Source organism: Nocardioides sp. BP30 (genome assembly GCF_029873215.1).
Classification (GTDB): Bacteria; Actinomycetota; Actinomycetes; order Propionibacteriales; family Nocardioidaceae; genus Nocardioides.
Genome location: NZ_CP123620.1, coordinates 1,546,210 through 1,571,147 on the forward strand (window position 1 = coordinate 1,546,210; position 24,938 = coordinate 1,571,147).

A 24,938-nucleotide genomic window follows, 5' to 3' on the forward strand; every position below is an offset into this window, starting at 1 on the left:
CCGCACCGCGCTCCGCTTCGACCGGGGGCACCGCTGATGGGCGCCGACGGCAAGCACACCCTCAGCGTCCTGGTCGAGAACAAGCCCGGCGTCCTCGCCCGGATCGCGGCGCTGTTCAGCCGCCGGATGTTCAACATCGACAGCCTGGCGGTGGGTCCCACCGAGCACGCCGAGATCTCGCGGATGACCATCGTGGTCAATGTGGAGGACACCCCGCTGGAGCAGGTCACCAAGCAGCTGAACAAGCTGGTCGAGGTGATCAAGATCGTCGAGCTCGAGCCCGACGCCTCCGTGCAGCGCGAGCTGCTGCTGGTCAAGGTGGGCGCCTCCGCCGAGAGCCGCAGCCAGGTGCTCGACGCCGTGCAGCTGTTCAAGGCCAAGGTCGTCGACGTGGCGACCGACGCGGTCACCATCCAGGTGATCGGCAACGCCGGCAAGCTCGCCGACTTCCTGCGGGTCGTCGAGCCGTTCGGCATCCGCGAGCTGGTGCAGTCCGGCATGGTCGCCATCGGCCGTGGTCCGCGCTCCATCTCCGAGCGCTCCCTGCGCCCGGTCGTGACCCCCGCGCCGCCGGCCGCGGGCTGAGCGACGTACCCCTCGAACCCCATCGATCCCTGAGAAGAACACCCAAGAAGGAGTAGCCCCCGTGGCTGAGATCTACTACGACGACGACGCCGACCTGAGCCTGATCCAGGGCAAGAAGGTCGCGGTCATCGGATACGGCAGCCAGGGCCACGCCCACGCGCTGAACCTGCGCGACTCGGGCGTCGACGTCCGCATCGGCCTGCAGCCCGGCTCGAAGAGCACGGCCAAGGCGGAGGACGAGGGCTTCCGCGTCCTCACCCCGGCCGACGCCGCCGCCGAGGCCGACGTCATCGTCATCCTCGCCCCCGACCAGCACCAGCGCGGTCTGTTCAGCAACGAGCTCGCCGCCCACGTGACCCCGGGCAAGACGCTGGTCTTCGGGCACGGCTTCAACATCCGCTTCGGCTACATCACCCCGCCCGAGGGCGTCGACGTGATCATGGTGGCCCCGAAGGCCCCCGGCCACACCGTGCGTCGCGAGTACGTCGCCGGCCGCGGCATCCCGGACATCATCGCCGTCGAGCAGGACGCCTCCGGGCAGGCCTGGGACGTCGCCAAGTCCTACGCCAAGGGCATCGGCGGCACCCGTGCCGGCGTCATCAAGACCACCTTCACCGAGGAGACCGAGACCGACCTGTTCGGTGAGCAGGCGGTCCTCTGCGGTGGCGTCTCGCACCTCGTCCAGGCGGGCTTCGAGACCCTGACCGAGGCCGGCTACCAGCCGGAGATCGCCTACTTCGAGGTCCTCCACGAACTCAAGCTCATCGTCGACCTCATGTGGGAGGGCGGCATCGCCAAGCAGCGCTGGTCGGTCTCCGACACCGCCGAGTACGGCGACTACGTCTCCGGCCCGCGCGTCGTCACCCCGGCGGTCAAGGAGTCGATGCAGGCGATCCTGTCCGACATCCAGGACGGCACCTTCGCCAAGCGCTTCATCGCCGACCAGGACAACGGCGGCAAGGAGTTCCTCGAGCTGCGCGAGAAGGAGGCCCAGCACCCGATCGAGGTCACCGGCAAGCTGCTGCGCTCGCACTTCTCCTGGAAGCAGTCGGACGCGGACTACACCGAGGGCTCCGCCGCGCGCTGAGCCCCAGCACCCGCACACGCGCCCTGCGCCTCTCCCGGAATACGGGAGGGGCGCCGGGCGCTTCGTCTTCCATGCGCATCGACATCTGGTCCGACATCGCCTGCCCCTGGTGCTACGTCGGCAAGCGGCGGCTCGAGTCCGCGCTCGCCGCCTTCCCGCACCGCGACGAGGTCGAGGTGGTCTGGCACTCCTTCGAGCTGATGCCGGACGCGCCCGAGCAGCCGGTCGAGACCGCTCAGGAGATGCTCGCGCGCAAGTTCGGAGTCGGCCGCGAGCAGGCCGCCGAGATGCAGCAGCGGGTCAGCGCCCTGGCGGCCGAGGAGGGCATGACCTGGGACCACGAGCACTCCGTGCACGTGCGCACCCGTGCCGCCCACCGACTGCTCCACCTCGCGCTGGAGGAGGGTGGCCCGGCGCAGCAGGGGGCACTCAAGGAGGCGCTCCTGGACACCTACTTCGTCCAGGCCGGCAACGTCGCGGATCCCGCCCTGCTCCTGCGTCTGGCCACCTCGGTGGGCCTGGACGCCCAGCGGGTGGGCGAGGTGCTCGGCTCGCAGGAGTACGACGACGCCGTGGCGGCCGATGTCGCCCAGGCCGCACGCTACGGCGCGACAGGCGTGCCGTTCTACGTCATCGACGAGAAGTACGGCGTGTCCGGCGCCCAGCCGGCCGAGCTCTTCGGTCAGGTGCTGGACAAGGCGTGGGCCGACAGCCACCCACTGGTGGAGACCTTCGGCGGGGGAGCGGACGTCTGCGGCCCGGACGGATGCGCGATCTGAGCGTGCGGTGGGCCCCAGCCTGCCTGGCCACAGGCTGACCGGATCCTGGTCGCCGACTCGCCGGGTGCGATGACTGTCACAGCCCCCTGTGCAGGTAAGTCTCTCCTAAGGTAGCCTCACCTAAGTAAGGCACACCTGAGTGGCGAGGCCGCTCCCGAGCGAAACGAAGACCTGTGCTCCCCACCTTCGTCATCGGCCTCCGCGAGGGGCTCGAAGCCGCGCTGATCGTCTCGATCCTCGCGACCTTCCTGCGCCGCAACGGCGCGAGCCTGCGCGGGCTGTGGCTGGGCGTGGGTGCGGGCGTGGCGCTCAGCCTCGCCGTCGGCGTGATCCTCGATGCGGTCGAGCGGAGCCTCCCGCAGGCCAAGCAGGAGGCGATGGAGACGATCATCGGCCTGGTCGCGGTGTTCTTCGTGACCGGCATGGTCTTCTGGATGCGCACCCACGCCCGCTTCATGAAGCGCGACCTGGAGGCGGCGGCCGCCGGTGCGCTCACCTCGGGGACGACCGCCGCGCTGGCGCTGATGGCCTTCCTGGCGGTGCTGCGGGAGGGCTTCGAGACCGCGGTGTTCCTGCTGGCCACCTTCCAGAGCGCCGGCAGCGCGCCGTCCGCCGTCTTCGGCGCCGTCGCCGGCATCCTGGCCGCGGTCGTCCTCGGCTGGGGGATGTACCGCGGCGGCGTCCGGCTCAACCTGCAGCGATTCTTCTCCATCACCGGCTTCTTCCTGATCCTGGTGGCGGCGGGGCTGGTGCTCAACGCGTTCCGCACCGGCCACGAGGCCGGCTGGGTGAGCGTCGGTCAGGGCCGCACCGTCGACCTCACCTGGCTCGCGCCCGCCGGCTCGATCCGCTCCGCGCTCTTCAGCGGCGTCCTGGGCATCCCGCGGGACCCGCGCGTCATCGAGGTGCTCGCCTGGGTCGCCTACCTGGTGCCGATGCTGCTGATCACCTTCCTGCCCGCGCGGCTGCGGCCGGGGCACGGACTGGCCCAGCGCCTGCGGGTCGCCGGCGCCGCCGTGGCTGTCGTTGCAGCGGTCGTGCTGGTCCTCGCCGTACCGACGCCGAAGGCCACCCTGCCGGCGACGGCTCCGCTGCAGGGCGGCGGTGAGGCCAGCATCGCGATCCACGGCGACACCGCCGTGCTCGCCGCCGACGGCAAGAGCATCGAGCTGCACGGCGACGGCACCAGCTGGTCCGCCGCACACAGCGGTGCACGGCCGAGCACGCTCGACATCACCACCCTGCTGACCTACACCGGCAACCGCGTCCCGGTCGGTCTCGACGTCCACTCCGCCCCCGGGCCCTACCAGGCGGCGTGGGCGGACCACACCAGCGTCACGGCCACCACGTACGGCGATCGCCTCGTCGACGCCCGCACGGCCGGCTCGCTGGTGCTCACCCTCAGCGGCGGCGGCCTCACCTCGCCGCGGGTGATGACCCTCGACCCGGCCAGCTGGCAGGTCGACCCGGCGTACGCCGAGAAGGCGGGTGCTGCCGTCGCGGCCGCGCACGCCACGGCGCACGACCGACTCCTCTGGACCCGTTGGGTCCCGGTCGCCCTGCTGGCCACCGCTCTTCTCCTGCTCGGGCAGGTCGTCCGCACCAAACGCCGCGCGTCCCGTCGGGCGCAGCGGGCATCCGTCACGGAAGGAACCACCCATGTCGACAGCCTCACGTAGGGCCGCCGTCAGCCTCGTCGCCGCGATCTCGCTCGCCTCGCTCGCCGCCTGTGGCAGCGGCAACGACGACGCCGCGGACGCCGGGAAGGGTGGCGGCGCCACCACCGCCGCGGTGAAGAACGGCGTCAGCGAGGTGGCCATCACGATGGCCTCGGGCTCGAACGGCGACGTCTGCACCCCCTCGACGACGTCGGTCCCGGCCGGTCCGGTGACCTTCTCGGTCAAGAACGAGAGCGCCACCGGCCTCACCGAGCTCGAGCTGCTCCAGGACCAGAAGATCATCGGCGAGAAGGAGTCGCTGGCGCCCGGCCTGCCGGCCTCGTCGTTCACGCTGACCCTCGGCGGCGGCACCTACCAGATCTACTGCCCCGGTGCCGCGACCGAGACGATCGACTTCAAGGTCACCGGTCAGGCCAGCGCCACCCCGAGCGGCAGCGCCGCCACCCTGCTCGCGCAGGGCGCCGGCGACTACGGCAAGTACGTCACCACCCAGGTCGACGCGATGGTCGCCTCGGTGCGGAAGCTGCAGCAGGACGTCGACGCCGGCGACCTCACCGCCGCGCAGAAGCAGTACGGCGAGGCGCGACCGTTCTACGAGAAGATCGAGTCCGACGTCGACGGCTTCGTGCTGCCGGGGTTCAAGCCGACCGACAACAAGGGCAACCTCGACTACCTGGTCGACATGCGCGCCTCCAACCTCGACCCGGCCGTGGGCTGGCACGGCTTCCACGCCGTCGAGCGCGACCTCTTCGGGAACCGCAAGATCACCGCGAAGACCAAGCAGCTGGCCGCTGAGCTGACCGCCAACCTGCAGAAGCTCGCCACCCTCTCCACCACCCTGACCTACAAGCCCGAGGACCTCGCGAACGGCGCCGCCGGCCTGCTCGAGGAGGTCCAGGCCAACAAGATCAGCGGCGAGGAGGAGAAGTACAGCCACATCGACCTGGTCGACTTCGCCGCCAACGTCGAGGGCGCTCAGCAGGCCTTCGCCTACCTCAAGCCGGGCCTGACGGCCCTCGACGCGACCCTGACCAGCACGATCGGTCAGCGCTTCGACACCGTCAACACCATGCTCGACACCTACCGCGACCCGGCGCAGATCGGCGGCTACAAGCGCTACACCGCCGCCCTGAAGAAGTCCGACGCGAACAAGCTCAGCCAGACCGTCCAGGCGCTGCAGGACTCGCTGGCGCACCTGGCGGAGAAGGTGGCCACCGCCTGATGAGTGGGCTCAGCACGTCCCGCCGGCGGCTGATCCAGGGCGCCGGCGTCGGAGCCGGTGCGGTCGCCGCTGTCGGCGCCGGGTTCTTGGGTGGACGCGCGAGCGCCGATGGCACCGACGTACCGGCCACCGACGACGGGGACCTGGTCGACCTCAACCTGCAGCACGCCTTCTACACCGGTGCGCACCAGGCCGGGATCGAGACGCCGCAGCAGCGGCACACGGTCTTCATGACCTTCGATCTGACCACCACCAGCAAGCAGGACCTGCAGGTGCTGCTCGCCCGCTGGTCGGCGGGGATCGCCCAGCTCCAGGCCGGGTTGCCCGTCGGGTCGGTCCAGCCGACCAACGCCTCCGGCGTACCGGCCGACACCGGGGAGGCCTACGACCTGGCGCCGGCCGGGCTGACGGTGACCCTCGGTCTGGGCCCCGGCGTCTTCGACGACCGGTTCGGCCTGGCCGAGAAGAAGCCCAAGCTGCTCGCCGACCTGCCGACGCTGCCCAGCGACCGGCTCCGTCCGGAGCTGACCGGTGGCGACCTCTCCCTGCAGGCCTGTGCCGACGACCCCCAGGTCGCCTACCACGCCATCCGCGACCTGGCCCGACTGGGCCGCGGCACGGTGAACACCCGCTGGACGGTGATGGGCTTCGGCCGCGCCTCGGCGGGCAAGGGCCAGAGCACGCCCCGCAACCTGATGGGCTTCAAGGACGGCACCCGCAACGTCAAGGAGCCGGCCGAGATCGCCGAGCACGTCTGGCTGGACGGCAGTGACGGCGAGCAGGCGTGGATGCGCGACGGCACCTACCTGGTGGCCCGCAAGATCCAGATGAACATCGAGATCTGGGACTCCTCCGACATCGGCAGCCAGGAGCAGGTCTTCGGACGCACCAAGGGCGTGGGTGCGCCGCTGTCGGGGAAGAAGGAGTTCGACACCCCCGATTTCGACAAGGTCGTGGGCGGCAAGCCGGTGATCCCGCCGACCTCGCACGTCGCGCTCGCCGCACCGGAGAACAACGGCGGGATCCGGATCCTGCGACGCGGCTACAACTACACCGACGGCATCAACGAGCTCGGCTTCCTCGACGCAGGCCTGCTGTTCATCGCCTACATGAACGACCCGGCCAGCTTCATCAAGCTGCAGACGAAGCTGGGTGGCTCGGACAAGCTGAACGAATACATCGCCCACATCGGCTCGGGCGTCTTCGCCGTTCCGCCGGCGCCGAGCCAGGGCCAGTTCCTAGGCGACGCACTCTTCGCCTAGGCGGTCACCGACCGCCGGCCGGGGTGCAAGTGAAGGGCATCCCGGTCGGCACCGGGCTCGCCACCGGGGGTCAGCGGCGGGTGGCGATGAGGACCGTCGTCTCGGGGGCGACCATGACCTCGACGGCGGTGAACCGCTCGTCGGTGAGCCAGTGCTCGCGCAGCGTGTCCACGCGGCCGTAGGAGAGCGGGGGCCACTGCTCGCAGGGGAGCAGGTCGTCGAGGACGACGATGCCGCCCTCCTCGATCAGCTCCACGATGTTGTCGACGGTGATGTCACCGGGCATGTCGGCGTCGAGGAAGAGCAGCGAGAACGGACCCCTGTCGCGCAGCGAGGCCCAGTCGACGGCGAGCACCTCGACCTGCGGATCCTCGTCGAAGATCTCGCCGGCGAACTTGGCCAGCCGGGGGTCCAGCTCGGCGGTCACGATCCGAGCGCTGTCGCGCCGTACGCCCGAGCGGAGCCAGGCCGTGCCGACGCCGCAGCCGGTGCCGAACTCGGCCATGGTGCCGTCCCGGGTGGCGGCGAGCGTCGCCAGCAGCCGGCCGGTCTCGTTGCGGCAGAACGAGACGTAGCCGGCGCGGCGGGAGACGTCGAACGCGCGCGTGACGATCTCCGGCAGTTCTGGTGGGGCGCTCACAAGGTCAAGAGTCTCTCATCCCGGGCCAGCATCTTGGATGGCGGACGGCTGACGAAAAAGACGCGGCCGTGTCGCGCCGAACCCTTCCCCGGACGCGTCCTCGCCCCGTAGCATCGACCCCGTGTTCACCGCCCTCGCCTCGATGACGGCCGTCGTAGCCGTGGCTCTCGTAGCCATGTGCCGCGTCGGGGCTTCCAGCATTCGCTGATCGAGAGGCCACCCCGTCGCGGTGGCCCGAACAGATTCCCCGGCCTCTCCGCCACAGCACGTTCCAGAGAGACCGGAGAAGAGCCGATGAACCAGCAGCTGATCGAGTGGGGACCCGCTCGGCACGACCCCGACAACCCGCAGTGCCACGATGCGATCCAGGCCGCGATCGATCGGCGGGACAGCGACGGCCCGCGTCCCGACGACAACTAGTGTTCTGCCCATGACCAGCCTGAAGCTTGCAGTGATCCCCGGCGACGGCATCGGACCGGAGGTGACGGCCGAGGCGCTGAAGGTGCTCGAGGCCGCCTCGCCGGTGAAGTTCGAGCAGACCCGCTACGACCTCGGCGCGGAGCGCTACCTGCGCACCGGCGAGGTGCTGCCGACCTCGGTGCTGGACGAGATCCGCGAGCAGGACGCCATCCTGCTCGGCGCCGTCGGCGGCAAGCCGAACGACCCGAACCTCCCGCCGGGCATCCTGGAGCGCGGTCTGCTGCTCAAGCTCCGCTTCGAGCTCGACCACTACGTCAACCTGCGGCCCTCGAGGCTGTTCCCGGGCGCCGTCTCGCCGCTGAGCGAGGCAGTGCTGGGCAAGGGCGAGATCGACTTCGTCGTGGTCCGTGAGGGCACCGAGGGGCTCTACACGGGTCAGGGCGGCGCCATGCGCGTCGGCACGGCGGCCGAGGTCGCCACCGAGGTCAGTGTCAACACGGCGTACGGCGTGGAGCGGGTCGTCCGCGACGCCTTCAACCGTGCCCAGCGCCGCCGCAAGAAGCTCACCCTGGTCCACAAGACCAACGTGCTGGTCAACGCCGGCTCGCTGTGGTGGCGCGTGACCCAGGAGGTGGCCGCCGAATACCCCGACGTCACCGTGGACTACCTCCACATCGATGCCGTGATGATCTTCATGGCGACCGACCCGGCCCGCTTCGACGTGATCGTCACCGACAACATCTTCGGCGACATCATCACCGACCTCGCCGCCGCGATCACGGGCGGCATCGGCCTGGCCGCCTCGGGCAACGTGAACCCCGACCGCACCGCGCCCTCCATGTTCGAGCCCGTGCACGGCTCGGCACCCGACATCGCCGGCCAGCAGAAGGCCGACCCCACCGCAGCGATCCTGTCGGCGTCGCTCCTCCTCGACCACCTCGGCCACGCCGATGCGGCCGCCACCATCGACAGGGCCGTCCTGGAGGACCTGTCGACCCGTGGCGCCGCGCCGCGCACGACCGCGGAGGTCGGCGACGCCATCGCTGCCCTGATCTGAGAGACTCGCGCGCATGGAGATCAGCACCACCCGCAACCCGACTCCGGTTTCCGACGAGCGGCTGGCGGAGATCCTGGCCGACCCCGGCTTCGGCACCTACTTCACCGACCACATGTTCGTGGTCGAGTGGACGCCCGAGCAGGGCTGGCACGGTGCGAGGATCGAGCCGTACGGCCCGATCGCCCTCGACCCGGCGACGGCCGTCCTGCACTACGCGCAGGAGACCTTCGAGGGGATGAAGGCCTACCGCCACGCCGACGGCTCGGTCTGGTCCTTCCGCCCGGAGCAGAACGCCGCCCGGATGGCGCGGTCCTCCCGGCGCCTCGCCTTCCCCGAGCTCCCACTCGAGGACTTCGTCGCCGCCGTGGACGCGCTGGTGGAGATCGACCAGCGGTGGGTGCCGACAGCGACCGAGGGCGACGAGAAGTCGCTCTACATCCGGCCGTTCATGTTCGCCTCGGAGACGTTCCTGGGGGTGCGCGCCGCCCAGCACGTGACCTTCATGGTGATCGCCTCGCCCGCCGGCGCGTACTTCAAGGGCGGCGTCAAGCCCGTGCGGCTGTGGCTCTCGGAGAGCTTCACCCGCGCCGGCCGCGGCGGCATGGGCGCGGCCAAGACGGGTGGCAACTACGCCTCGTCGCTGGCCCCGCAGGCCGAGGCGTACGAGAAGGGCTGCGACCAGGTCGTGTTCCTCGATGCCTCCGAGGGGAGGTACATCGAGGAGCTCGGCGGGATGAACATCTTCTTCGTGTACGCCGACGGCCGCCTGGTGACCCCGGAGACGGGCACGATCCTGGAGGGCATCACCCGCGCCTCGATCCTGGAGCTGGCCGCTGCACGCGGCCTCAAGGTCGAGGAGCGCAAGGTCGCCATCGAGGAGTGGAAGAACGGCGTGGGCTCGGGCGAGATCACCGAGATCTTCGCCTGCGGCACCGCGGCCGTCGTCACGCCGGTCGGCGAGCTGGTGTGGGACGGCGGTTCGGTCGCCACCCCGGCCGGGCCCGTGACCGCCGACCTGCGCACCACGCTGGTCGACCTGCAGTTCGGTCGGGCCGAGGACTCCTTCGGCTGGATGCACCGGATCCTCTGAGACCGGGACGTGCGGCGGTAATCTCGCGCCGTGCGCTCCGTCGGTGACTACACCCTGCTCCACGTGCTCGGAGAGGGCGGGATGGGCATCGTCCATCTCGCCCGCCACGAGCCGTCGGGACAGCGGGTCGCGCTGAAGGTGCTGCGCCCCCAGATCGTGGGCGACGAGGAGGGCCGCCGCCGGTTGGCGCGCGAGGTCGGCTCGCTGCAGCGGGTCCGCTCGCGCTGGGTGGCGGAGATCCTCGACGCCGACCCCTGGGGCCCGGTCCCGTACGTCGTGATGCGCTATGTCCCCGGCCGGTCGCTGCATGACGAGGTCGTCGAGGAGGGGCCGATCCGCGGGCGCGACCTGGACTGGTTCGCACGGTGCCTGATCGATGCCGTGGCAGCCGTGCATGCCGGCGGGGTGCTGCACCGCGACATCAAACCCTCCAACGTCATCATGGAGGGCCGCACGCCGGTCCTGATCGACTTCGGGCTCGCCCGCGTCGCCGACGACCCGCGGATCACCCACACCGGCTGGCTGCTGGGCACCCCCGGCTACCTGCCGCCGGAGATCCTGCGCGGGGAGGACGCCCGGCCCGCCACCGACGTGCACTCGTGGGCCGCCACGGTCGCCTTCGCCGCCACCGGTCGGCCGCCCTTCGGCCGGGGGCCGTCCGCAGCCATCATGGACAGGGCCCGTCGTGGGGACCACGACCTGGCCGGCATCGAGCCACGCGTCCGGGCGGTCCTGGACGCCGCGCTCGCACCCGATGCGGCGGGGCGGCCCACGGTCGCCCAGCTCCAGGCGTGGTTCCGCGATCCCACGATCTCGATCTTCGACACACTGGGCACGGTCGATCCTGCTGCTGCGGGTGGTGGCGTGGGCTTCGCGGGACCGACGACCAGGCCGGCGTCGGCGGCCACCGCGCCGCGGCCGGTCGCGGAGACGGCGCCCCTGGCCGTGGGGGCCGCGCCGACCCGGCAGGAGTGGGACGACCGGTCGCTGCCGGCCGCCGAGCCGACCCTGGTCGAGGCCGCTCAGGAGAGCGGGGTCGCGCGGCTTCGGCGTACGTGTCTGTGGGCGGCGCTCGCCCTGCTCTCCGGCGCCGGCCTGGCCACCGCGCCGGTCCCGACGGCGGTGATCATGCTCGCGCTGGTGGTGGTGCTGCGAGGCCTGTCGCTGGCCGGATCGGTGCACGGGGAGCGGCGCGAGCTGCGCGGCGCGCGGTGGCACGACGGTCCCCGCCTGGTGATCGGTACGCCGTGGCATCTCGTCCGCTCGGTGCCGAGCACCGTCGTGCTCGTGCTGTGGGCCGCCGGCCTCGCGCTCGCCGCCGGACTGCTCTGCTACGCCGTCGCCGCTCCCGGGGGTGTGACCCTGTACGTGTGCGGCGTGGTGCTGGCGACCATGCTCGCGTGCGGCCCCGGCGGGAGCCGGGTGCGGGGGCCGGTACGGCGGGTGCTCGGCCCGCTGTCGCGCAGCACCCGGCGCTGGGCGGCGGCGATGCTGGTCCTCGCCGCTGTCGCCGTCTACCTGATAGTCCGGTTCCACGCGGGTGGGACCGACTGGACGCCCTGGCACGACTCACCGCTCGGCAGCGCCTTCTGAGGCACGTCCGGCCCGCGACCGGCGTGCGTCGGGGTGGGAAGGATCTCGGTGGGCCCGACTCGACCGGGACGGAGGCCCGACTCGACCGGGACGGAGGCCCGACTCGACCGGGACGGAGGCCCGACTCGACCGGGACGGAGGCCCGCATCGTGAGAGACGCCTGACACCATCGCGGACGACATGGCAGGATGACGGACGTGGCGATCAGCTCGATCATCATTCGCTAGCGCACTGCGACCCCGACGGCGGGGACACGGTGCGCCAACCTCTCGTTCCCGAGAGGTTTTTTTGTTGCCCGCACAACCGATCAGACAGAAGTGACTCAGATGGATCTCCAGGGCTCGTTCCATGTCTACGACACCACCCTGCGCGACGGCGCGCAGCAGGAGGGGCTCAACCTCTCCGTGGGGGACAAGCTGGCCATCGCCCGCCAGCTGGACGGCTTGGGGGTCGGCTTCATCGAGGGCGGTTGGCCCGGGGCCAACCCGAAGGACACCGAGTTCTTCCGGCGCGCGCAGACCGAGCTGGCCCTCGAGCACGCGCGCCTCGCGGCTTTCGGCAGCACCCGCCGGGCCGGCGTCCGGGCCGCCGACGACCCGATGATCGCTGCCCTGCGTGACAGCGGCGCGAGCGTGGTCACCCTGGTCGCCAAGAGCCACGACCGCCACGTCGAGCTCGCCCTGCGCACCACGCTGGAGGAGAACCTCGCGATGGTGCGCGACACGGTCTCGCACCTGACCGCCGAGGGGCAGCGGGTCTTCCTCGACGCCGAGCACTTCTTCGACGGCTACCGCGCCAACCGTGACTACGCGTTCGAGGTGCTCCGGACCGCTTACGAGGCCGGCGCCGAGGTGATCGCGCTGTGCGACACCAACGGCGGGATGCTGCCGAGCTGGCTGGCGGACGTGGTGCACGACGTCGTGGAGACCACCGGCGTACGCGTCGGCATCCACTGCCACAACGACACCGGCTGCGCCGTGGCCAACACGCTCGCGGCGGTGGACGCGGGGGCGACCCACGTCCAGGGCACGATCAACGGCTACGGGGAGCGCACGGGCAACGCGGACCTCATCGCGGTGGTCGCCAACCTCCAGCTCAAGCTGGGTCGCCAGGTGCTGCCCGAAGGCCTGCTGCAGGAGGCGACGCGCACCGCGCACGCGATCGCCGAGGTGACCAACTTCCCGCCGGCGACCCGCCAGCCGTACGTCGGTGCGAGCGCCTTCACCCACAAGGCCGGTCTGCACGCCAGCGCGATCAAGGTCGACCCCGACCTCTACCAGCACATGGATCCGGTCGGCGTCGGCAACGACATGCGGCTGCTGGTCTCGGACATGGCCGGCCGCGCGAGCATCGAGTTGAAGGGCAAGGAGCTGGGCTACGAGCTCAGCGACCGGGAGCTCGTCACGCGCATCACCGACCGGGTCAAGGAGCGCGAGGCCGCCGGCTACACCTTCGAGGCCGCCGACGCCTCCTTCGAGCTGCTGCTGCTGGAGGAGGTGCAGGGCAAGCGTCCGACGTACTTCGACCTCGAGTCGTGGCGCGTGCTCTCCCAGGACGACGGCTCGACCGAGGCGACCGTCAAGCTCCACGCCGGCGGCGAGCGCTACGTCGTGACCCGGGAGGGCAACGGCCCTGTCAACGCCCTGGACCAGGCCCTGCGAGCCGCGATCGTGCTGGCCTACCCGGTGGTGGAGAAGTTCGAGCTGATCGACTACAAGGTGCGGCTCTTCGACGACGGCCACGGCACGGACGCCAAGACGCGGGTCCTGATCGAGACCAGTGACGCTGCGACCTCGTGGGTCACGGTCGGCGTCGGCGAGAACGTCATCGAGGCCTCGTGGGAGGCGCTCGTCGACGGTCTCACCTTCGGCCTGTGGCGGGCAGCGGGCCGCTAGTGGAGGCCGGCGGCGCCGGTCACTAGTCTGGCCGGGTGCTCGCCCCGACGTACCCGATCGAGACCGAGCGACTGCTGCTCCGCCCGCTCGACCCGATCGGCGACGTCGACGCGATGCACGCCTACCGGTCGCTGCCGCAGGTGTGCCTCTACGTGCCCTTCGAGCCGCAGACCCGCGACGAGATCGCCGAGCGGCTGGCCGACTTCGAGCGCGTCCGGTGGGCGATCGACGAGCCCGGGCAGGCGCTGGACCTGGCCATCGTCCGCAAGGACACCGGCGACATGATCGGTGACGTCCTGCTGATGTGGCACGACCGCACCAACGCCGAGCTCGGCTACGTCGTCCACCCCGACCACCAGGGCCGTGGCTACGCGACCGAGGCGGGTCGGGCCATGCTCGACCTGGCCTTCGACCCGCGGCACGGGCTGGCGGTCCACCGCGTCACCGCCCGGATCGACCAGCGCAACCCCGCCTCCGCCGCGGTGCTGAGCAGGCTCGGCATGCGGCAGGAGGCGGTGCTGGTGGAGAACGAGTGGTTCAAGGGGGAGTGGTCCACGGAGGTCGACTTCGCCATCCTCGACCGGGAGTGGCGCGCCTCGGCGAGGTGACGGGGCGCCGTCGTGGGCGCTCAGGCCTTGTGGGCGACGGCCCTCTTGCCCGAGACCTTCACCGTGTAGGACACGTGCTTGTGGGTGAAGTGGTTGGTACCGGTGAGCCGCACGCCGCCGCTGACCGGTGCCGTGCTGAAGATCTTCGCGCCCGCGATGCTGTTCGTGAACTTCGCGAACCTCTTGGCCACCGAGCGGACGGTCGCCACCTTGACCCCGTGCTTGCGGTACGCGTGGGTCAGCTGCTTCGCCAGGAAGGTGGCGCTCTGCTTCACCTCGCGCGGCAGGTCGGCGAGGATCGTCCCCTCGAGGTACTGCTTGAACGTGACGGTGCGCTTCGCTGCCGGCAGGGTGACGTGCTGGGCGCCGTAGCTGTAGTGGACACTGCCGGCGTCGGACGGGTCGGTGTAGGTGAACGCGGTCACGACGCCGCCGCGGTTCACCGTCACGGTCTCCGTGCCGCTGTCCCCGGAACCGCTCAGGTCGGTCTGGGAGAAGCCGTACGTCGTCGAGCCGTCGGCAGCCGTGGTCGTCGTGGGGGTGCCGGTCAGCGTCGTCTGCGTGGGGTCGACGATGCCCTTGAGCATCGCGTCCGGGGCGAGGTGGGCGATCGAGCTGTCGCCCTGCAGGTCACGCAGGTCCAGCGACTTCTCCGGCATGAAGACCCAGGTCGCGTGCGGCTTCCTGATCGCCTTGAGCGCCTGCTTGGTCTTGTGACGCGGGCCCAGGACGCTCAGGGTGAAGTAGGTGCCCGAATGCTCGACCTCCACCGCGCTGCCCGCGGAGGTGTAGTCCTCCGAAGCGGCGTTGACGGCGTAGATGGCCTTGAAGCCCTCGGTCGAGAAGCCGTCGTCCTTGACGCTGCCCTGGGAGACCCAGCCCGCCTTGGCCGCGGCAGCGGTCGGTGCCTCGTCGGCGGTCAGCGCCGCGACGAGGTCGGCGTTGGTGAAGGCGGGGGCCGGCGTCGGGGTCGGGGTCGGATCCGGCGTGGTGTCGTCGGCGAACGCGCTGGCGGGGACGAACGCGGCGCCGAGCACGAGAGCGGCGGACGCGAGCAGGGCTGAGGACCGATACGGCAGCATGGTTGAGAAACACTTTCCGAGGAGTGGCCGCGCGGGCGCGGATGCGTCCGCCGGGCCGGTGAGAGGGCTGCTGAAGGATCGCACGGCAGCGGACCGCGCGTCCGCGAAACGCGACATCCGCCTCCGGCTGGTCAGCCCTCCGGGAGGTTGGTCCGCAAGAACCGCACCTCCTCCTGATCCAGCCGGGCCTGCACCCGCCGGAGCACGATGTCGTCGATGCGCTGCTGGTCGCGCAGCTCGAGCAGCGCATCGCGCCGCCGGCTGAGGAGGGCGAGCGAGAGGCTCCGGTACTGGTCGTCGTGCTGGACGAGCGGGTCGCCTTCGCCGCCGTCGGCCGCGAGCAGCTTGCGCTGCTTGTCCAGCTCGTGACGGACCCGCTCGACCACTCGCTCGCCGCTGCCGAGCTCCCTGGCCGTGTCGTCGAGCGCCTCCAGCGCCGCATCGAGGGTGTACTCGTCGGCGTACTGGAGCTCCTCGGCGACCGACGTGTCGACCGGCAGCCGGGCGAACCGGACGATGGCCGGCAGCGCCAGGGCCTGCAGCAGGGTCAGCACGATCACGCCGCAGGCGATCAGCACGATGAGGTCGCGGTCGGGGAACGGGGCGCCGGAGTCGACGGTCTGCGGTACGGCGATGACGGCGGCCAGCGACACGGCGCCGCGGAACCCGGCGACCGCGCTCACCGTGCGCTGTCGTGCCGAGACCCGCCGCGTCCGCTGGATGGGGCGGCGATCGAGAAGCCGGATGAGGTACGGCGTGGTGTAGAGCCACGCCCAGCGGACGGCGATCACCACGACCGTGACGAGCAGGACGTCGACGAGCGCCCGGGCCATGCTGGTGCTGCTCAGGTTGCGCACGGCGGACTGGGCCGAGATGCCGACGAGCACGAACAGCGCGCTGCTGAGCACCGTGGTGGACAGCGCCCAGAACGGAGTGGTGATCTGCCGGGTGAGGGCACCGGTGATCCGCGGCGTCACCTGGCTCATGAAAAGGCCGCAGAGCACCACCCCCAGGACGCCGGAGGCGTGCACCGCGTCCGCCAGCAGGAACGCAGCGAACGGGGTCACCAGCATGGCGATGCTCTCCAGCATCGGGTCCTCCATCCGGCGACGCACCTGCCAGCTGATGAGCCCGATCAGGGCGCCGGTCAGCGCGCCGCCGCCGTACGACCACAGCAGCAGCCAGGTGACGTGGAAGCCGGTGAGGTGCTCCTCGCCGACGGTGACGCCGACGGCGAGCCCGTAGAGGACGAGGGCTGTGCCGTCGTTGACCAGGCTCTCCGCACGGAGCACGGTGACCGTACGCCGCGGCAGGTCGTGGGCGAGCACGCCGACGGCCGTCGCGTCCGTGGGTGCCAGGGCCGCGCCCAGCACCCAGGCCGGCCCCCACTCCAGACCGAGCCCGTGCGCGGTCGCTGCCACGGCTGCGGCGGTGAGCGCGACGAGCGCGGTGCTGGTCAGGACGACGACCCGCAGGTTGTTGCGGATCTCTCGCAGCGAGGTGGTCAGGCTCTCCCAGTACAGGAGCGCCGGCAAGAAGATGAGGAGCACGGCCTCGGGCGGCAGCTGGGCCTGTCGCAGGTGCGGCACGAACCCCGCCAGGATCCCGACGAGCACCAGCAGCAGGGCCGGCGCGATCGGGTAGCGGCGCGCCAGTGCGCCGCACGCGACCAGGGCGACGCCGAGCAGGACGACCATCTCGAGACCAAGCACGTGCACATCCTGGCGACCGACCGGGCGAGCGCGCTACGTCCGGTGCCGTCGCCGGCTGGTCTCAGCGGGTGAAGGTCATGTGGGTGACACCGCTGGGCGTGGTCACCGACTCGACGCTGTAGCGCTGCTCGAGACCCTCCAGACCGTCCCACAGCCGGACGCCGCGGCCGAGCAGGATCGGCACGATCACGAGGTGCAGCTGGTCGATCAGGCCGGCGGCGAGGAACGCGCGCACCACTGTCGGGCCGCCTCCGATCCGGACGTCCTGCCCCTGGGCGGCCTCGCGTGCTCTCGCCAGCGCGTCGGCGGGTGTCGCGTCGAGGAAGTGGAAGGTGGTGCCGCCCTCCAGCTCGACCGACGGGCGCGGCCGGTGGGTCAGCACGAACGTCGGCGTGTGGAACGGCGGGTTCGGACCCCACCAGCCGGTCCAGTCCGGATCGTCCTGCCATCCCGGCGGTCCGAACTTCCCCGCGCCCATGATCTCGGCACCGATGTCCGGGCCGTGCTGGTCGGCGAAGGCGTGGTCCACGCCGAGGGACCCGCCCTCGGCGCCCTGCATGCGGTGGAAGGACCGCGTAGCCATCAGCCACTCGTGCAGCCGGTGACCGGCGTGCCCGAACGGCTCCTTGAGGGAGAGGTCCTCGCCGGTGCCGAAGCCGTCGAGCGAGACGGAGAAGTTGTGGACCCGGGTGCGTGACATGGCGACTCCTCGAGGTGGTGTCCTCGCGGCACGTTACCGCCACAGCGTCTGCGGCGTGCAGGGGATGCGTGCGGCATGCGCCGGAGTCGGCGAGGATCTGCTCGTGAGGAGAACGACGAGTGGGGCGATACGCGAGTCCAACCGGTCGAGTGTGATCGAGACGCTCCGCCAGCGTGGCGCGATGACGCGAGCCGAGTTGGCCGAGGCCACCGGCCTCTCCCGCGCCACCGTCTCCAGCCTCCTCACCCAGCTGAGCGCGGTCGGGTTGATCAGCGAGCGTCGAACCTCCACGCCGGGCGGCACCGGGCGGCCCTCGGCGCTGGTCGCGCTCGACCGGACCGCCGGCCTGGCGATCGCCGTCGACATCGGGGTGCGGCACGTCGCGGTGGCGGTGGGCGACCTGGCCCGGCAGGTGCTGGCCGAGCGGTGGGTCTCGCTCCCGCACGGCCTCGATGCCGAGGTGGGGCTGGCCACCGTCCTGGAGTGCATCGACCAGACCACGGACGAGGCCGGTGCTCACCGCGACCAGATCATGGGGGCCGCGATCAGCATCGCGGCACCGGTGACGGACACCGATCGCCGGCTGATGGTCCCCGGTGTGCTGCCCGGCTGGAACAGTGCGGCGCTGGCCTCGGCGGTCGGCGACCGGTGGGGGATCCCTGTCGCCGTGGAGAACGACGCCAACGCGGGCGCCCTGGGCGAGTCGACGTTCGGGTCGCTGGCAGGGGCGCCGAGCCTCGTGTACGTCAAGCTCGCCAGCCGGGTGGGACTGGGCAGTGTCATCGGCGGCTCCCTCCACCGCGGCAGCGCGGGCTTCGCCGGCGAGCTCGGGCACGTGACGGTCAACCTGGATGGTGACCAGTGCTGGTGCGGCCTGCGGGGCTGCCTGGAGCTCTACGCCGGGGGTGAGGGCCTGCTGCACCGGCTCGAGGGCGATGGCCTTGCCGTCGGCGACATCGCGGATCTCGTCCGGCGTGCCCGCGGTGGCGAGGCGGCGGTCCTGGCTGCGGTCGCCGACGCGGCGCGGGTGCTGGCGGCCGGCCTCTCGAGCGTGGCGCTGTTGTTGAACCCCTCGGCCATCGTGATCGGCGGCGAGCTGGCCGAGCTCGGCGACCTTCTGCTGGAGCCGATCCGGCACCGGCTGGCGGAGATCCCGTTCGGCCCCGCCACCTCGGTGGTGCGCTCCTCCCTCGGCGATCGCGCCTCCATGGTCGGAGCACTGGCCCTGGTGCTGACCGAGTCGCAGCGCTTCGAGGACCGTTCGGCAGCGCTCGCGCCCTCGTCCTGAGGGATGCCGCTCCGCGGCAAGGCGGCCCGGCTCCCGCGTGGGAACCGGGCCGCCCCGGGTGCTGCGGTGCGTCTCAGGCGATCAGATCCGCACCTTCGCGTGTGCTGCTGTCGACACCGGACCCTGCTTGAGGGTGACGGTGGCCTTGTGCCTGCCGGCAGGCAGCTTGGGCAGCGTGAGCACGACGTGGTCCCCGTCGAGCTTCCCGCGTGCGACCACGTGGCCACCGACCTTGACCACGACCGGCACCCGGTCGGCGCTCACGCCACCGTGGAGCAGCGCCTTCACCTTGAGCCGCGTGGTGCGGCCGTGGGCACGCCTGGTGACCTTCAGCGTCGGCTGCTGTCGTCCGACGGTGACGGTCACGGTGCTGGTGACGGCCCGACCGAAGGGGTCGCTGACGGTGTAGGTGAACCGGTCGGTGCCGACGAAGGTCGGTGCGGCGGTGTACCGCAGCCGGTCGCCGGTGCCGGTCACGGTGCCGTGCGCGGGCTGGGCGTGGCTGTAGCCGAGCTGGTCTCCGTCGGCGTCGTGGCCCTTCAGCGTGATGGCGACCGGATCGCCCACGGTCGTCCGCGCGCTGAGGCTGCCGGCGGTGGGGGCGTGGTCGGCTGCCGCCGTGCGGTAGGCCACCGTGGTGGCCCGGCTGACGGGTCGCGACGCGACGTGCGCCGTCACGGTGCGGGTGGCAGCGTCGTACGTCCAGCTGCCGGCCGGCTGCTTGACTCCGTCGACGAAGACCGAGGTCGGCTTCTCGGCGTTGGTGAACGCCACGGTCCAGGCACGGTTCGTGACCTGGCCGGCGAAGCTGCCCTGGGCGGCTCCGATCGTCAGCGACGACTGGCCGCCCGCCTCGGTGTAGTCCAGCGCGGTGGTCGCCGACTTCGTGGTGTCGGCGGTGTCGTCGTCCTCGTAGAGGCTGCCGGTCCCGTTCGCGCCCCCGGCCACGGTGACGGTCACCGCGTCCAGCGGGCCCTTGTCGTCGTTGGCCACGTGGTGCGAGCGGGTGGTGACGATGCCGCCGGACCTGGTGAAGACCGGCATCGAGTTCAGGTCGGTGGTGACGGTGGCGGTGGTCCCGCCGGCGTAGGTCTTGCCGGTGAACCAGTCCGTCCAGGAGTCACCCGGCGGGAACCAGACCTGGGTGTCGACCGAGCCCGTGCCCTCCGTGGTCACCGGCGCCACCAGCACGTCCGGGCCGTACAGGTACTCGTTGCCGGCCAGCGAGTAGGCCTGCTCAGCGTCCGGGTACTGCAGGTAGAGCGGCCGGACGATCGGCGTGCCCGTCGCCGTCGCCTGGGCGGCGAGCGTGTACGTCAGCGGGACGAGGTCCTCGCGCAGGTTGAGGAACTTGGTGGCCGACGCGTCGGCGGCGGCCGGGTACTGCCACGGCAGCCGGTCGCTGTGGTTGCTGTGCAGCCGGTCGACCGGCTGGAACGCACCGAACTGCACCCAGCGGGCGTAGAGGTCGGGCGGCAGCTGGGTCGAGCCGGTCTCCGCCCCGGCGATGCCGTACTGAGCGCCGTTGTGGCCACCGATGTCGTGACTGATGGAGGCGTTGCCGGTGCTCGCCGACTCGCCCGGCGTGTAGCCGACCTCCTCCTTGAGCATGTCCCAGCTCGACGTGGTGTCGCCGGTGAAGTGCAGCGTCGTGCGCTTGTCGGCCCACGGGCCGGTCGCCACGGGCTGCGGGTTGCCGTAGCCACCCGCCGTCAAGGAGCCGTACGCCCGGGAGAACGCGAAGCCACGGCCGTCCATGGCGGCGTCGGTGTAGTCCGCGTACTGCTGGTTGATGAAGGCGTCGGGCGTGACGCCGTTCGCGGAGTACTTGGAGTTCTCGCTGCAGCACCAGTCGAGCCACCAGCTGTCGACACCGTCCTGCTGGATGGAGTCGTGCAGGTCGAAGTACGCCTTGAGCTGGTGGGGGTCGGACCAGTCGAACAGGTAGTTGTTCGAGCTTCCGCTCTGCGTCAGGTTGCCCTGTGCGGTCGCCTGCGCGTCCGCGAACTTCGGGTCGGTGGACGAGATTGTCGGGTGGACGTTGAGGGTGTTGTGGATGCCCTCGGCGTGCCAGGCGGCGAGCAGCGAGGAGAGGTTCGGGAACCGGCTGGTGTCGACCTCCCAGCCGTTCCAGTTGCTGACCGCGGCGTCCTTGTAGTCGGTGTCGATCGCCATCACGTCGACCGGGACGCCGTTGTCCTTGAACTCCTGCGCGATCGAGGCGAACTGGTCCTGCGTCCGGTCGTAGTACTCCGAGTACCAGACGCCGTACGCCCACCGCGGCAGGAGCTTCGTGGCTCCGGTCAACGTGGCGAGGTCGTGCAGCGCACCGGTGTAGTCGTGGCCGTAGGCGAAGACGTAGCCGTCGAAGTAGCCCGAGCCGTCGTGATCGCCGCGCGGGGTGACCGCCTGGGACGCGGTGTCGTAGTGCGCCGAGGCGGTGTCGTCGAGCAGCGACCAGCCGTCCGCGTACAGCAGGCCCGGGTAGGTACGGACGCCACCGTTGGCGGTGTCGAGGTCGCGGCGATAGCCACCCAGCGGAGCGTGCACGGCGAGCGAGGGGGTGCCCGCCGGAACGGCCGCGATGGTGTCGATGTTGACGTTGCAGTTGCTCGCCTCGGTCGGGCAGCCGATGCTGACGTCGTTCGCACCGGCGCTCAGGTGCACCGGCACCGAGACGGTGTTCCAGTAGTCCCAGCCGCTGGTCGGCGGCAGCGTCCCGGTGCTCTGGCGTTCGCCGACGCCGAGGGTCAGCGTCGGGGAGGTCGCCAAGCCGTTCGCGTACCGCACCTGCAGCGCGTAGTCGCCGTCGGCGGGTACGTCGGTGATGTGTGCGGTGAGGGCGGCGCCCTTGCTCCACAGCCCGGCCGCGAAGCCGGTGCCGGAGTAGCCGTTGTGGTCGCTGGCGACGGCGGCCGTGCCGGTCTTGCCGGTGTCCTCGCCCTCGCAGACGGTGCCGAAGGCGCAGTCCTGGGCGGCGGAGGCGTCGACGGGGGCCGGGTAGGCGTCCCCGGTCGGTACGACGGCGAGACTGTCGACGTTCACCTGTCCGTCGTCGGCGGCGGACCGCTCGACCTTGATGGTGTGGGTGCCGGCCGTGAGGTTGAGCGCTGTCGTCGCCATCCGCCAATCGCCCCAGTTCTGACCCGGGTCGAGGCTGATCGTCGTGGGTGCCTGGCCGTCGACGACGACGCTCAGCGTGCGGGTCTTCGTCTTGCCGTCCCCGCCCTGGGAGTTCGCGTACCGCATGGCGAGGTCGTAGCTGCCGTCCGAGGGAACCGACGTGGTGAAGGTGAGGGCGTTGCCCACCGACTCGTAGCCGGCGACGAAACCGGTGCCGGTGAAGCCGGCGTGGTCGGTGGCGACGGCGAGACCGGTCAGGGTGGTGCTCTCTGCCTCGCACAGGGCGCCGACCACGCAGTCGGCGGTCGACGTCGGAACGACGGGGTGGGCGGTGACGGTCTGGTCGCCCACCTTGAGCTTGAGGCTGAGGTTGTCCGCGTTGAACATGCCCGAGCCGACCTTGTAGCGCAGCGTCGCCTCGCCGGTGTCGATGGTCAGCCAGCCGTCGGCGATCCGATGGGTGAAGGGCACCGGGGTGAAGGAGTCGCGCCCGATCGCGTTGAACGTCGCGTCGTCGTCGAACGCCGCGTCACCGGCGTACTCCATGCGGATCAGGGTGGGGGAGAGCACCTCGAAGCGGGCGTTGCCCGAGGTGTAGCTGTCGGGTGCGGCCGGGGCGGCCTGCGCCGGCATGCTGCTGACGTCGATGACCGAGGCGACGATGGTGGCTGCGCCCAGCGCTGCCACCACCCTCCGGCCCCATCGTGGTCCTGTGCGCACTCATGCTCCTATCAGAGGGATCGATCCGAGCGGGGGCTCGGTGGGCGTCACGCGATCGCGGCTCTGGCACCCGGTCGTGCAGGATCGGTGCGGCGCGGGATCGGCCGAGGCCGCCGCCACGGCGTGACGGCCATCACTTTCGGATATCGGCCGAAGTTCTGTCAATACTTCGACAAAACGGCGGCTTTCTGACAATGCCGGACGCCGCCGGGCGGGCCGTCAGCCGGTGAGGTCCAGCCAGCGGACGGGGTCGATGGCGCTGGTGTACGAGCCGCCCGGCGGCCGTACCTCGAAGTGCAGGTGGCAGCCGTCGGGCGCGCCCGAGTCGGAGGCCAGCGCGATCCGCCGGCCGGCAGCCACCCTCTCGCCGGGCCGCACGAAGAGGCGCCGGGCATGGCCGATCACCACGTCGTACGCTCCCGCGGAGTCGATGATCCGCAGCCGCAGCGGATGCACGCCGTACGCCGGACCCGGAGCGCCGGGGGCCGACGTCGGAAGCACCGTGCCCGCACGGCCGGCCCGGATCGGCGTGCCGCACGGCATCGCCACGTCGATGCCGTGGTGGAAGCCCTCGGTGCCCGGGCACCGCGGGTCGTGGTCGTACCAGGGTGAGCCGTTGCAGCCGAAGCCGATCATGATCCGGTGCGAGCCGACGAACCACGGCGAGGTGTACCACCGGTGGTCGGCGGTGTAGAAGCGCCAGCGCGGGTCCGGGTCGGTCTCCCGGTGGGCCGTCGCCGTGGGGGTCACCGTCGCGACAGGCGGGGTGACCGGCGGGGTGACCGCTGGTGTGACCGGCGGTGCGGCGCTCGTCGCCGTACGGGTGGGGGCCACGAGCGGGCCGCCCGAACCGCAGCCGCCCGCGCCGAGCGCGAGCCCGGCCAGGACCAGGGCAGCAAGCGTGGTGCGCAGCACCCGATCACCCTAGGCTGCAGAGGTGACCGAGCTGCACGACCTGACCGCCCTGGAGCAGGGCGAGCTGATCCGGCGCTGCGAGGTGTCGCCGGCTGAGCTCGCCGAGCACTATCTGGACCGGATCGACCGGCTCGACACCGGATCCGCTGAACCGCTCGGCGCCTTCGTCACGCTCGCCCAGGAGCACATCTCGACCTGTGCGCGAGAGCTGGCGATCCGGCCGGTCGGCGCGAGCCCGCTGTGGGGCGTCCCGACAGCGATCAAGGACCTGAACCAGACCCGGGGCGTGCGCACGATGTTCGGGTCGGCGGCCTTCGCCGATCACGTCCCGGAGGTCTCGGACAACGTCGCGATCTCGATCGAGGCCGCCGGCATGATCAGCCTCGGCAAGACGAACACGCCGGAGTTCGGCAGCCCCTGCTACACCGAGCCCGACGTCGCCCCGCCCGCTGTCACGCCGTGGGACCGTCGGCACATCGCCGGCGGATCCAGCGGGGGAGCGGCGGCCGCCGTCGCCGCCGGGTTGGTTCCGGTGGCGCACGGCTCCGACGGCGGCGGCTCCATCCGGATCCCCGCCTCCTGCTGCGGGCTGGTGGGTCTCAAGCCCACCCGCGGCCGGATCTCCGCCGCTCCGGTGTACGGCGACCCCGTGGGCCTGTCGACCTCCGGTTCGCTGGCGCGGACGGTGCGCTATGCGGCGGCGTTCCTCGACGTGCTGGCCGGGCGGCGGACGGGCGACCCGTTCTGGGCGCCCCCACCGGCCGAATCGTTCCTGGAGGCGTGCGACCGGCTGCCCGGACGGCTGCGGATCGCGCGCTTCGTCGAACCGGTGATCACCGAGGCGGCCGTCCATCCGGAGTGTCTGGAGGCCTACGACGGCGCCTCGCGGCTGCTGGAGGACCTGGGCCACGTGGTCGAGGACGTCCCGGTGCCGTTGCCACGGGAGGCGGTCCCCGCCTTCGAGACCTGCTGGGCGGTGCTCACGGCGCTCTCGGTCACCCCGTTGTCGCCCGATCAGCGGTTGCTGATCCGGCCGTTGACCCGCTGGCTGGCCGAGCGGGGTGAGGCGGTGTCGGGTCCGGCGTTCGGTCTCGCGATCGGCGAGATGCGCCGGTTCGCGGCCGGGGCGTTGGAGGCGCTGGCGCCGTACGACGCGGTCCTCACCCCGACCCTGGCGACGCCGCCCCCGCTGGTCGGCGAGCTGCGCGACGACGAGGACCCCAGCCGTGACTTCGAGGCCCAGAAGCGGTTCACCCCGTGGACCAGCGCCTGGAACGTCACCGGCATGCCGGCCGTCTCGCTGCCGCTGCACTGGACCTCTTCGGGTCTGCCGGTCGGGGTAATGCTCGCGGCCCGACCCGGCGAGGAGGAGCTGCTGCTCTCGCTGGCTGCCCAGGTCGAGGCGGCTGCGCCGTGGGCGGATCGGCACCCGGCGATCTGGTGAGGCTGCGGTCGTGGCCATTGTCGGGGTAGTCCGGGGC

At 71.3% G+C, this 24,938-nt stretch carries 20 protein-coding genes; 14 read left to right on the plus strand and 6 right to left on the minus strand.

What is annotated here, in order from left to right; genetic code table 11:
• Positions 1 to 36: 36 nt before the first annotated feature.
• From ilvN to efeB, 6 genes are all read left to right on the plus strand, one after another.
• Complete coding sequence (gene ilvN / locus P5P86_RS07250; protein ID WP_280610646.1) at positions 37 to 585, plus strand: acetolactate synthase small subunit; 549 nt, start codon at positions 37 to 39, stop codon at positions 583 to 585.
• A gap of 61 nt (positions 586 to 646) precedes the next feature.
• Positions 647 to 1,672 carry a ketol-acid reductoisomerase gene (ilvC, locus tag P5P86_RS07255; protein WP_280610647.1) on the plus strand — a complete coding sequence of 342 codons (1,026 nt, stop codon included), beginning with the start codon at positions 647 to 649 and terminating at the stop codon, positions 1,670 to 1,672.
• A 71-nt stretch (positions 1,673 to 1,743) separates the two neighbouring features.
• A complete protein-coding gene (locus P5P86_RS07260; RefSeq protein ID WP_280610648.1) occupies positions 1,744 to 2,451 on the plus strand; it encodes a DsbA family oxidoreductase in 708 nt (235 codons plus the stop codon).
• Between the two features lie 173 nt (positions 2,452 to 2,624).
• Positions 2,625 to 4,130, plus strand: a complete 1,506-nt coding sequence (gene efeU / locus P5P86_RS07265; RefSeq protein ID WP_280610649.1) for an iron uptake transporter permease EfeU — start codon at positions 2,625 to 2,627, stop codon at positions 4,128 to 4,130.
• Complete coding sequence (gene efeO / locus P5P86_RS07270) at positions 4,111 to 5,352, plus strand: iron uptake system protein EfeO (RefSeq protein WP_280610650.1); 1,242 nt, start codon at positions 4,111 to 4,113, stop codon at positions 5,350 to 5,352. Before efeU ends, efeO begins: the two co-directional genes overlap by 20 nt.
• A complete protein-coding gene (gene efeB / locus P5P86_RS07275; protein WP_280610651.1) occupies positions 5,352 to 6,614 on the plus strand; it encodes an iron uptake transporter deferrochelatase/peroxidase subunit in 1,263 nt (420 codons plus the stop codon). The genes efeO and efeB overlap by 1 nt, the downstream gene beginning before the upstream one ends.
• Before the next feature lie 70 nt (positions 6,615 to 6,684).
• On the opposite strand, the gene P5P86_RS07280 is transcribed toward efeB, so the two are convergent.
• On the minus strand, positions 6,685 to 7,254 hold the full coding sequence (locus P5P86_RS07280) for an O-methyltransferase (protein WP_280610652.1): 570 nt from the start codon (positions 7,252 to 7,254) through the stop codon (positions 6,685 to 6,687).
• Between the two features lie 294 nt (positions 7,255 to 7,548).
• On the opposite strand from P5P86_RS07280, the gene P5P86_RS07285 reads away from it, so the two are divergent.
• The 6 genes from P5P86_RS07285 (at position 7,549) to P5P86_RS07310 (ending at position 13,917) form a co-directional block, all read left to right on the plus strand.
• Positions 7,549 to 7,674, plus strand: coding sequence for a hypothetical protein (locus tag P5P86_RS07285; protein ID WP_280610653.1), 126 nt, complete (start codon positions 7,549 to 7,551; stop codon positions 7,672 to 7,674).
• Between the two features lie 10 nt (positions 7,675 to 7,684).
• Positions 7,685 to 8,731, plus strand: a complete 1,047-nt coding sequence (locus P5P86_RS07290; protein ID WP_280610654.1) for a 3-isopropylmalate dehydrogenase — start codon at positions 7,685 to 7,687, stop codon at positions 8,729 to 8,731.
• Between the two features lie 13 nt (positions 8,732 to 8,744).
• The gene (locus tag P5P86_RS07295; RefSeq protein WP_280610656.1) at positions 8,745 to 9,821 is read left to right on the plus strand and encodes a branched-chain amino acid aminotransferase; all 1,077 of its coding nucleotides are present in this window, start codon (positions 8,745 to 8,747) and stop codon (positions 9,819 to 9,821) included.
• A gap of 30 nt (positions 9,822 to 9,851) precedes the next feature.
• Positions 9,852 to 11,414: a protein kinase domain-containing protein gene (locus P5P86_RS07300; protein ID WP_280610657.1), complete on the plus strand. Its 1,563-nt coding sequence runs from the start codon at positions 9,852 to 9,854 to the stop codon at positions 11,412 to 11,414.
• A 326-nt stretch (positions 11,415 to 11,740) separates the two neighbouring features.
• Positions 11,741 to 13,309: a citramalate synthase gene (gene cimA / locus P5P86_RS07305; RefSeq protein ID WP_280610658.1), complete on the plus strand. Its 1,569-nt coding sequence runs from the start codon at positions 11,741 to 11,743 to the stop codon at positions 13,307 to 13,309.
• Positions 13,310 to 13,344: 35 nt separating this feature from the next.
• The gene (locus P5P86_RS07310) at positions 13,345 to 13,917 is read left to right on the plus strand and encodes a GNAT family N-acetyltransferase (protein WP_280610659.1); all 573 of its coding nucleotides are present in this window, start codon (positions 13,345 to 13,347) and stop codon (positions 13,915 to 13,917) included.
• Between the two features lie 20 nt (positions 13,918 to 13,937).
• Here the strand turns inward: P5P86_RS07310 and P5P86_RS07315 are convergent, their stop codons facing one another.
• From P5P86_RS07315 to P5P86_RS07325, 3 genes are all read right to left on the minus strand, one after another.
• Positions 13,938 to 14,999, minus strand: coding sequence for a hypothetical protein (locus P5P86_RS07315; protein WP_280610660.1), 1,062 nt, complete (start codon positions 14,997 to 14,999; stop codon positions 13,938 to 13,940).
• Between the two features lie 131 nt (positions 15,000 to 15,130).
• Positions 15,131 to 16,711 (minus strand): Na+/H+ antiporter, encoded by a 1,581-nt coding sequence (locus P5P86_RS07320; RefSeq protein WP_280610661.1) that lies wholly within the window; start codon positions 16,709 to 16,711, stop codon positions 15,131 to 15,133.
• Positions 16,712 to 16,772: 61 nt separating this feature from the next.
• Positions 16,773 to 17,411, minus strand: a complete 639-nt coding sequence (locus tag P5P86_RS07325) for a dihydrofolate reductase family protein (protein ID WP_280610662.1) — start codon at positions 17,409 to 17,411, stop codon at positions 16,773 to 16,775.
• A gap of 181 nt (positions 17,412 to 17,592) precedes the next feature.
• On the opposite strand from P5P86_RS07325, the gene P5P86_RS07330 reads away from it, so the two are divergent.
• Positions 17,593 to 18,699: an ROK family transcriptional regulator gene (locus P5P86_RS07330; protein WP_280610663.1), complete on the plus strand. Its 1,107-nt coding sequence runs from the start codon at positions 17,593 to 17,595 to the stop codon at positions 18,697 to 18,699.
• An 81-nt stretch (positions 18,700 to 18,780) separates the two neighbouring features.
• Here P5P86_RS07330 and P5P86_RS07335 read toward each other — a convergent pair whose 3' ends face one another.
• Positions 18,781 to 22,542 (minus strand): TIM-barrel domain-containing protein, encoded by a 3,762-nt coding sequence (locus tag P5P86_RS07335; protein ID WP_280610664.1) that lies wholly within the window; start codon positions 22,540 to 22,542, stop codon positions 18,781 to 18,783.
• A gap of 219 nt (positions 22,543 to 22,761) precedes the next feature.
• On the minus strand, positions 22,762 to 23,457 hold the full coding sequence (locus P5P86_RS07340) for a M23 family metallopeptidase (RefSeq protein WP_280610665.1): 696 nt from the start codon (positions 23,455 to 23,457) through the stop codon (positions 22,762 to 22,764).
• Positions 23,458 to 23,479: 22 nt separating this feature from the next.
• On the opposite strand from P5P86_RS07340, the gene P5P86_RS07345 reads away from it, so the two are divergent.
• Positions 23,480 to 24,901 carry an amidase gene (locus P5P86_RS07345; protein WP_280610666.1) on the plus strand — a complete coding sequence of 474 codons (1,422 nt, stop codon included), beginning with the start codon at positions 23,480 to 23,482 and terminating at the stop codon, positions 24,899 to 24,901.
• Positions 24,902 to 24,938 lie beyond the last annotated feature (37 nt).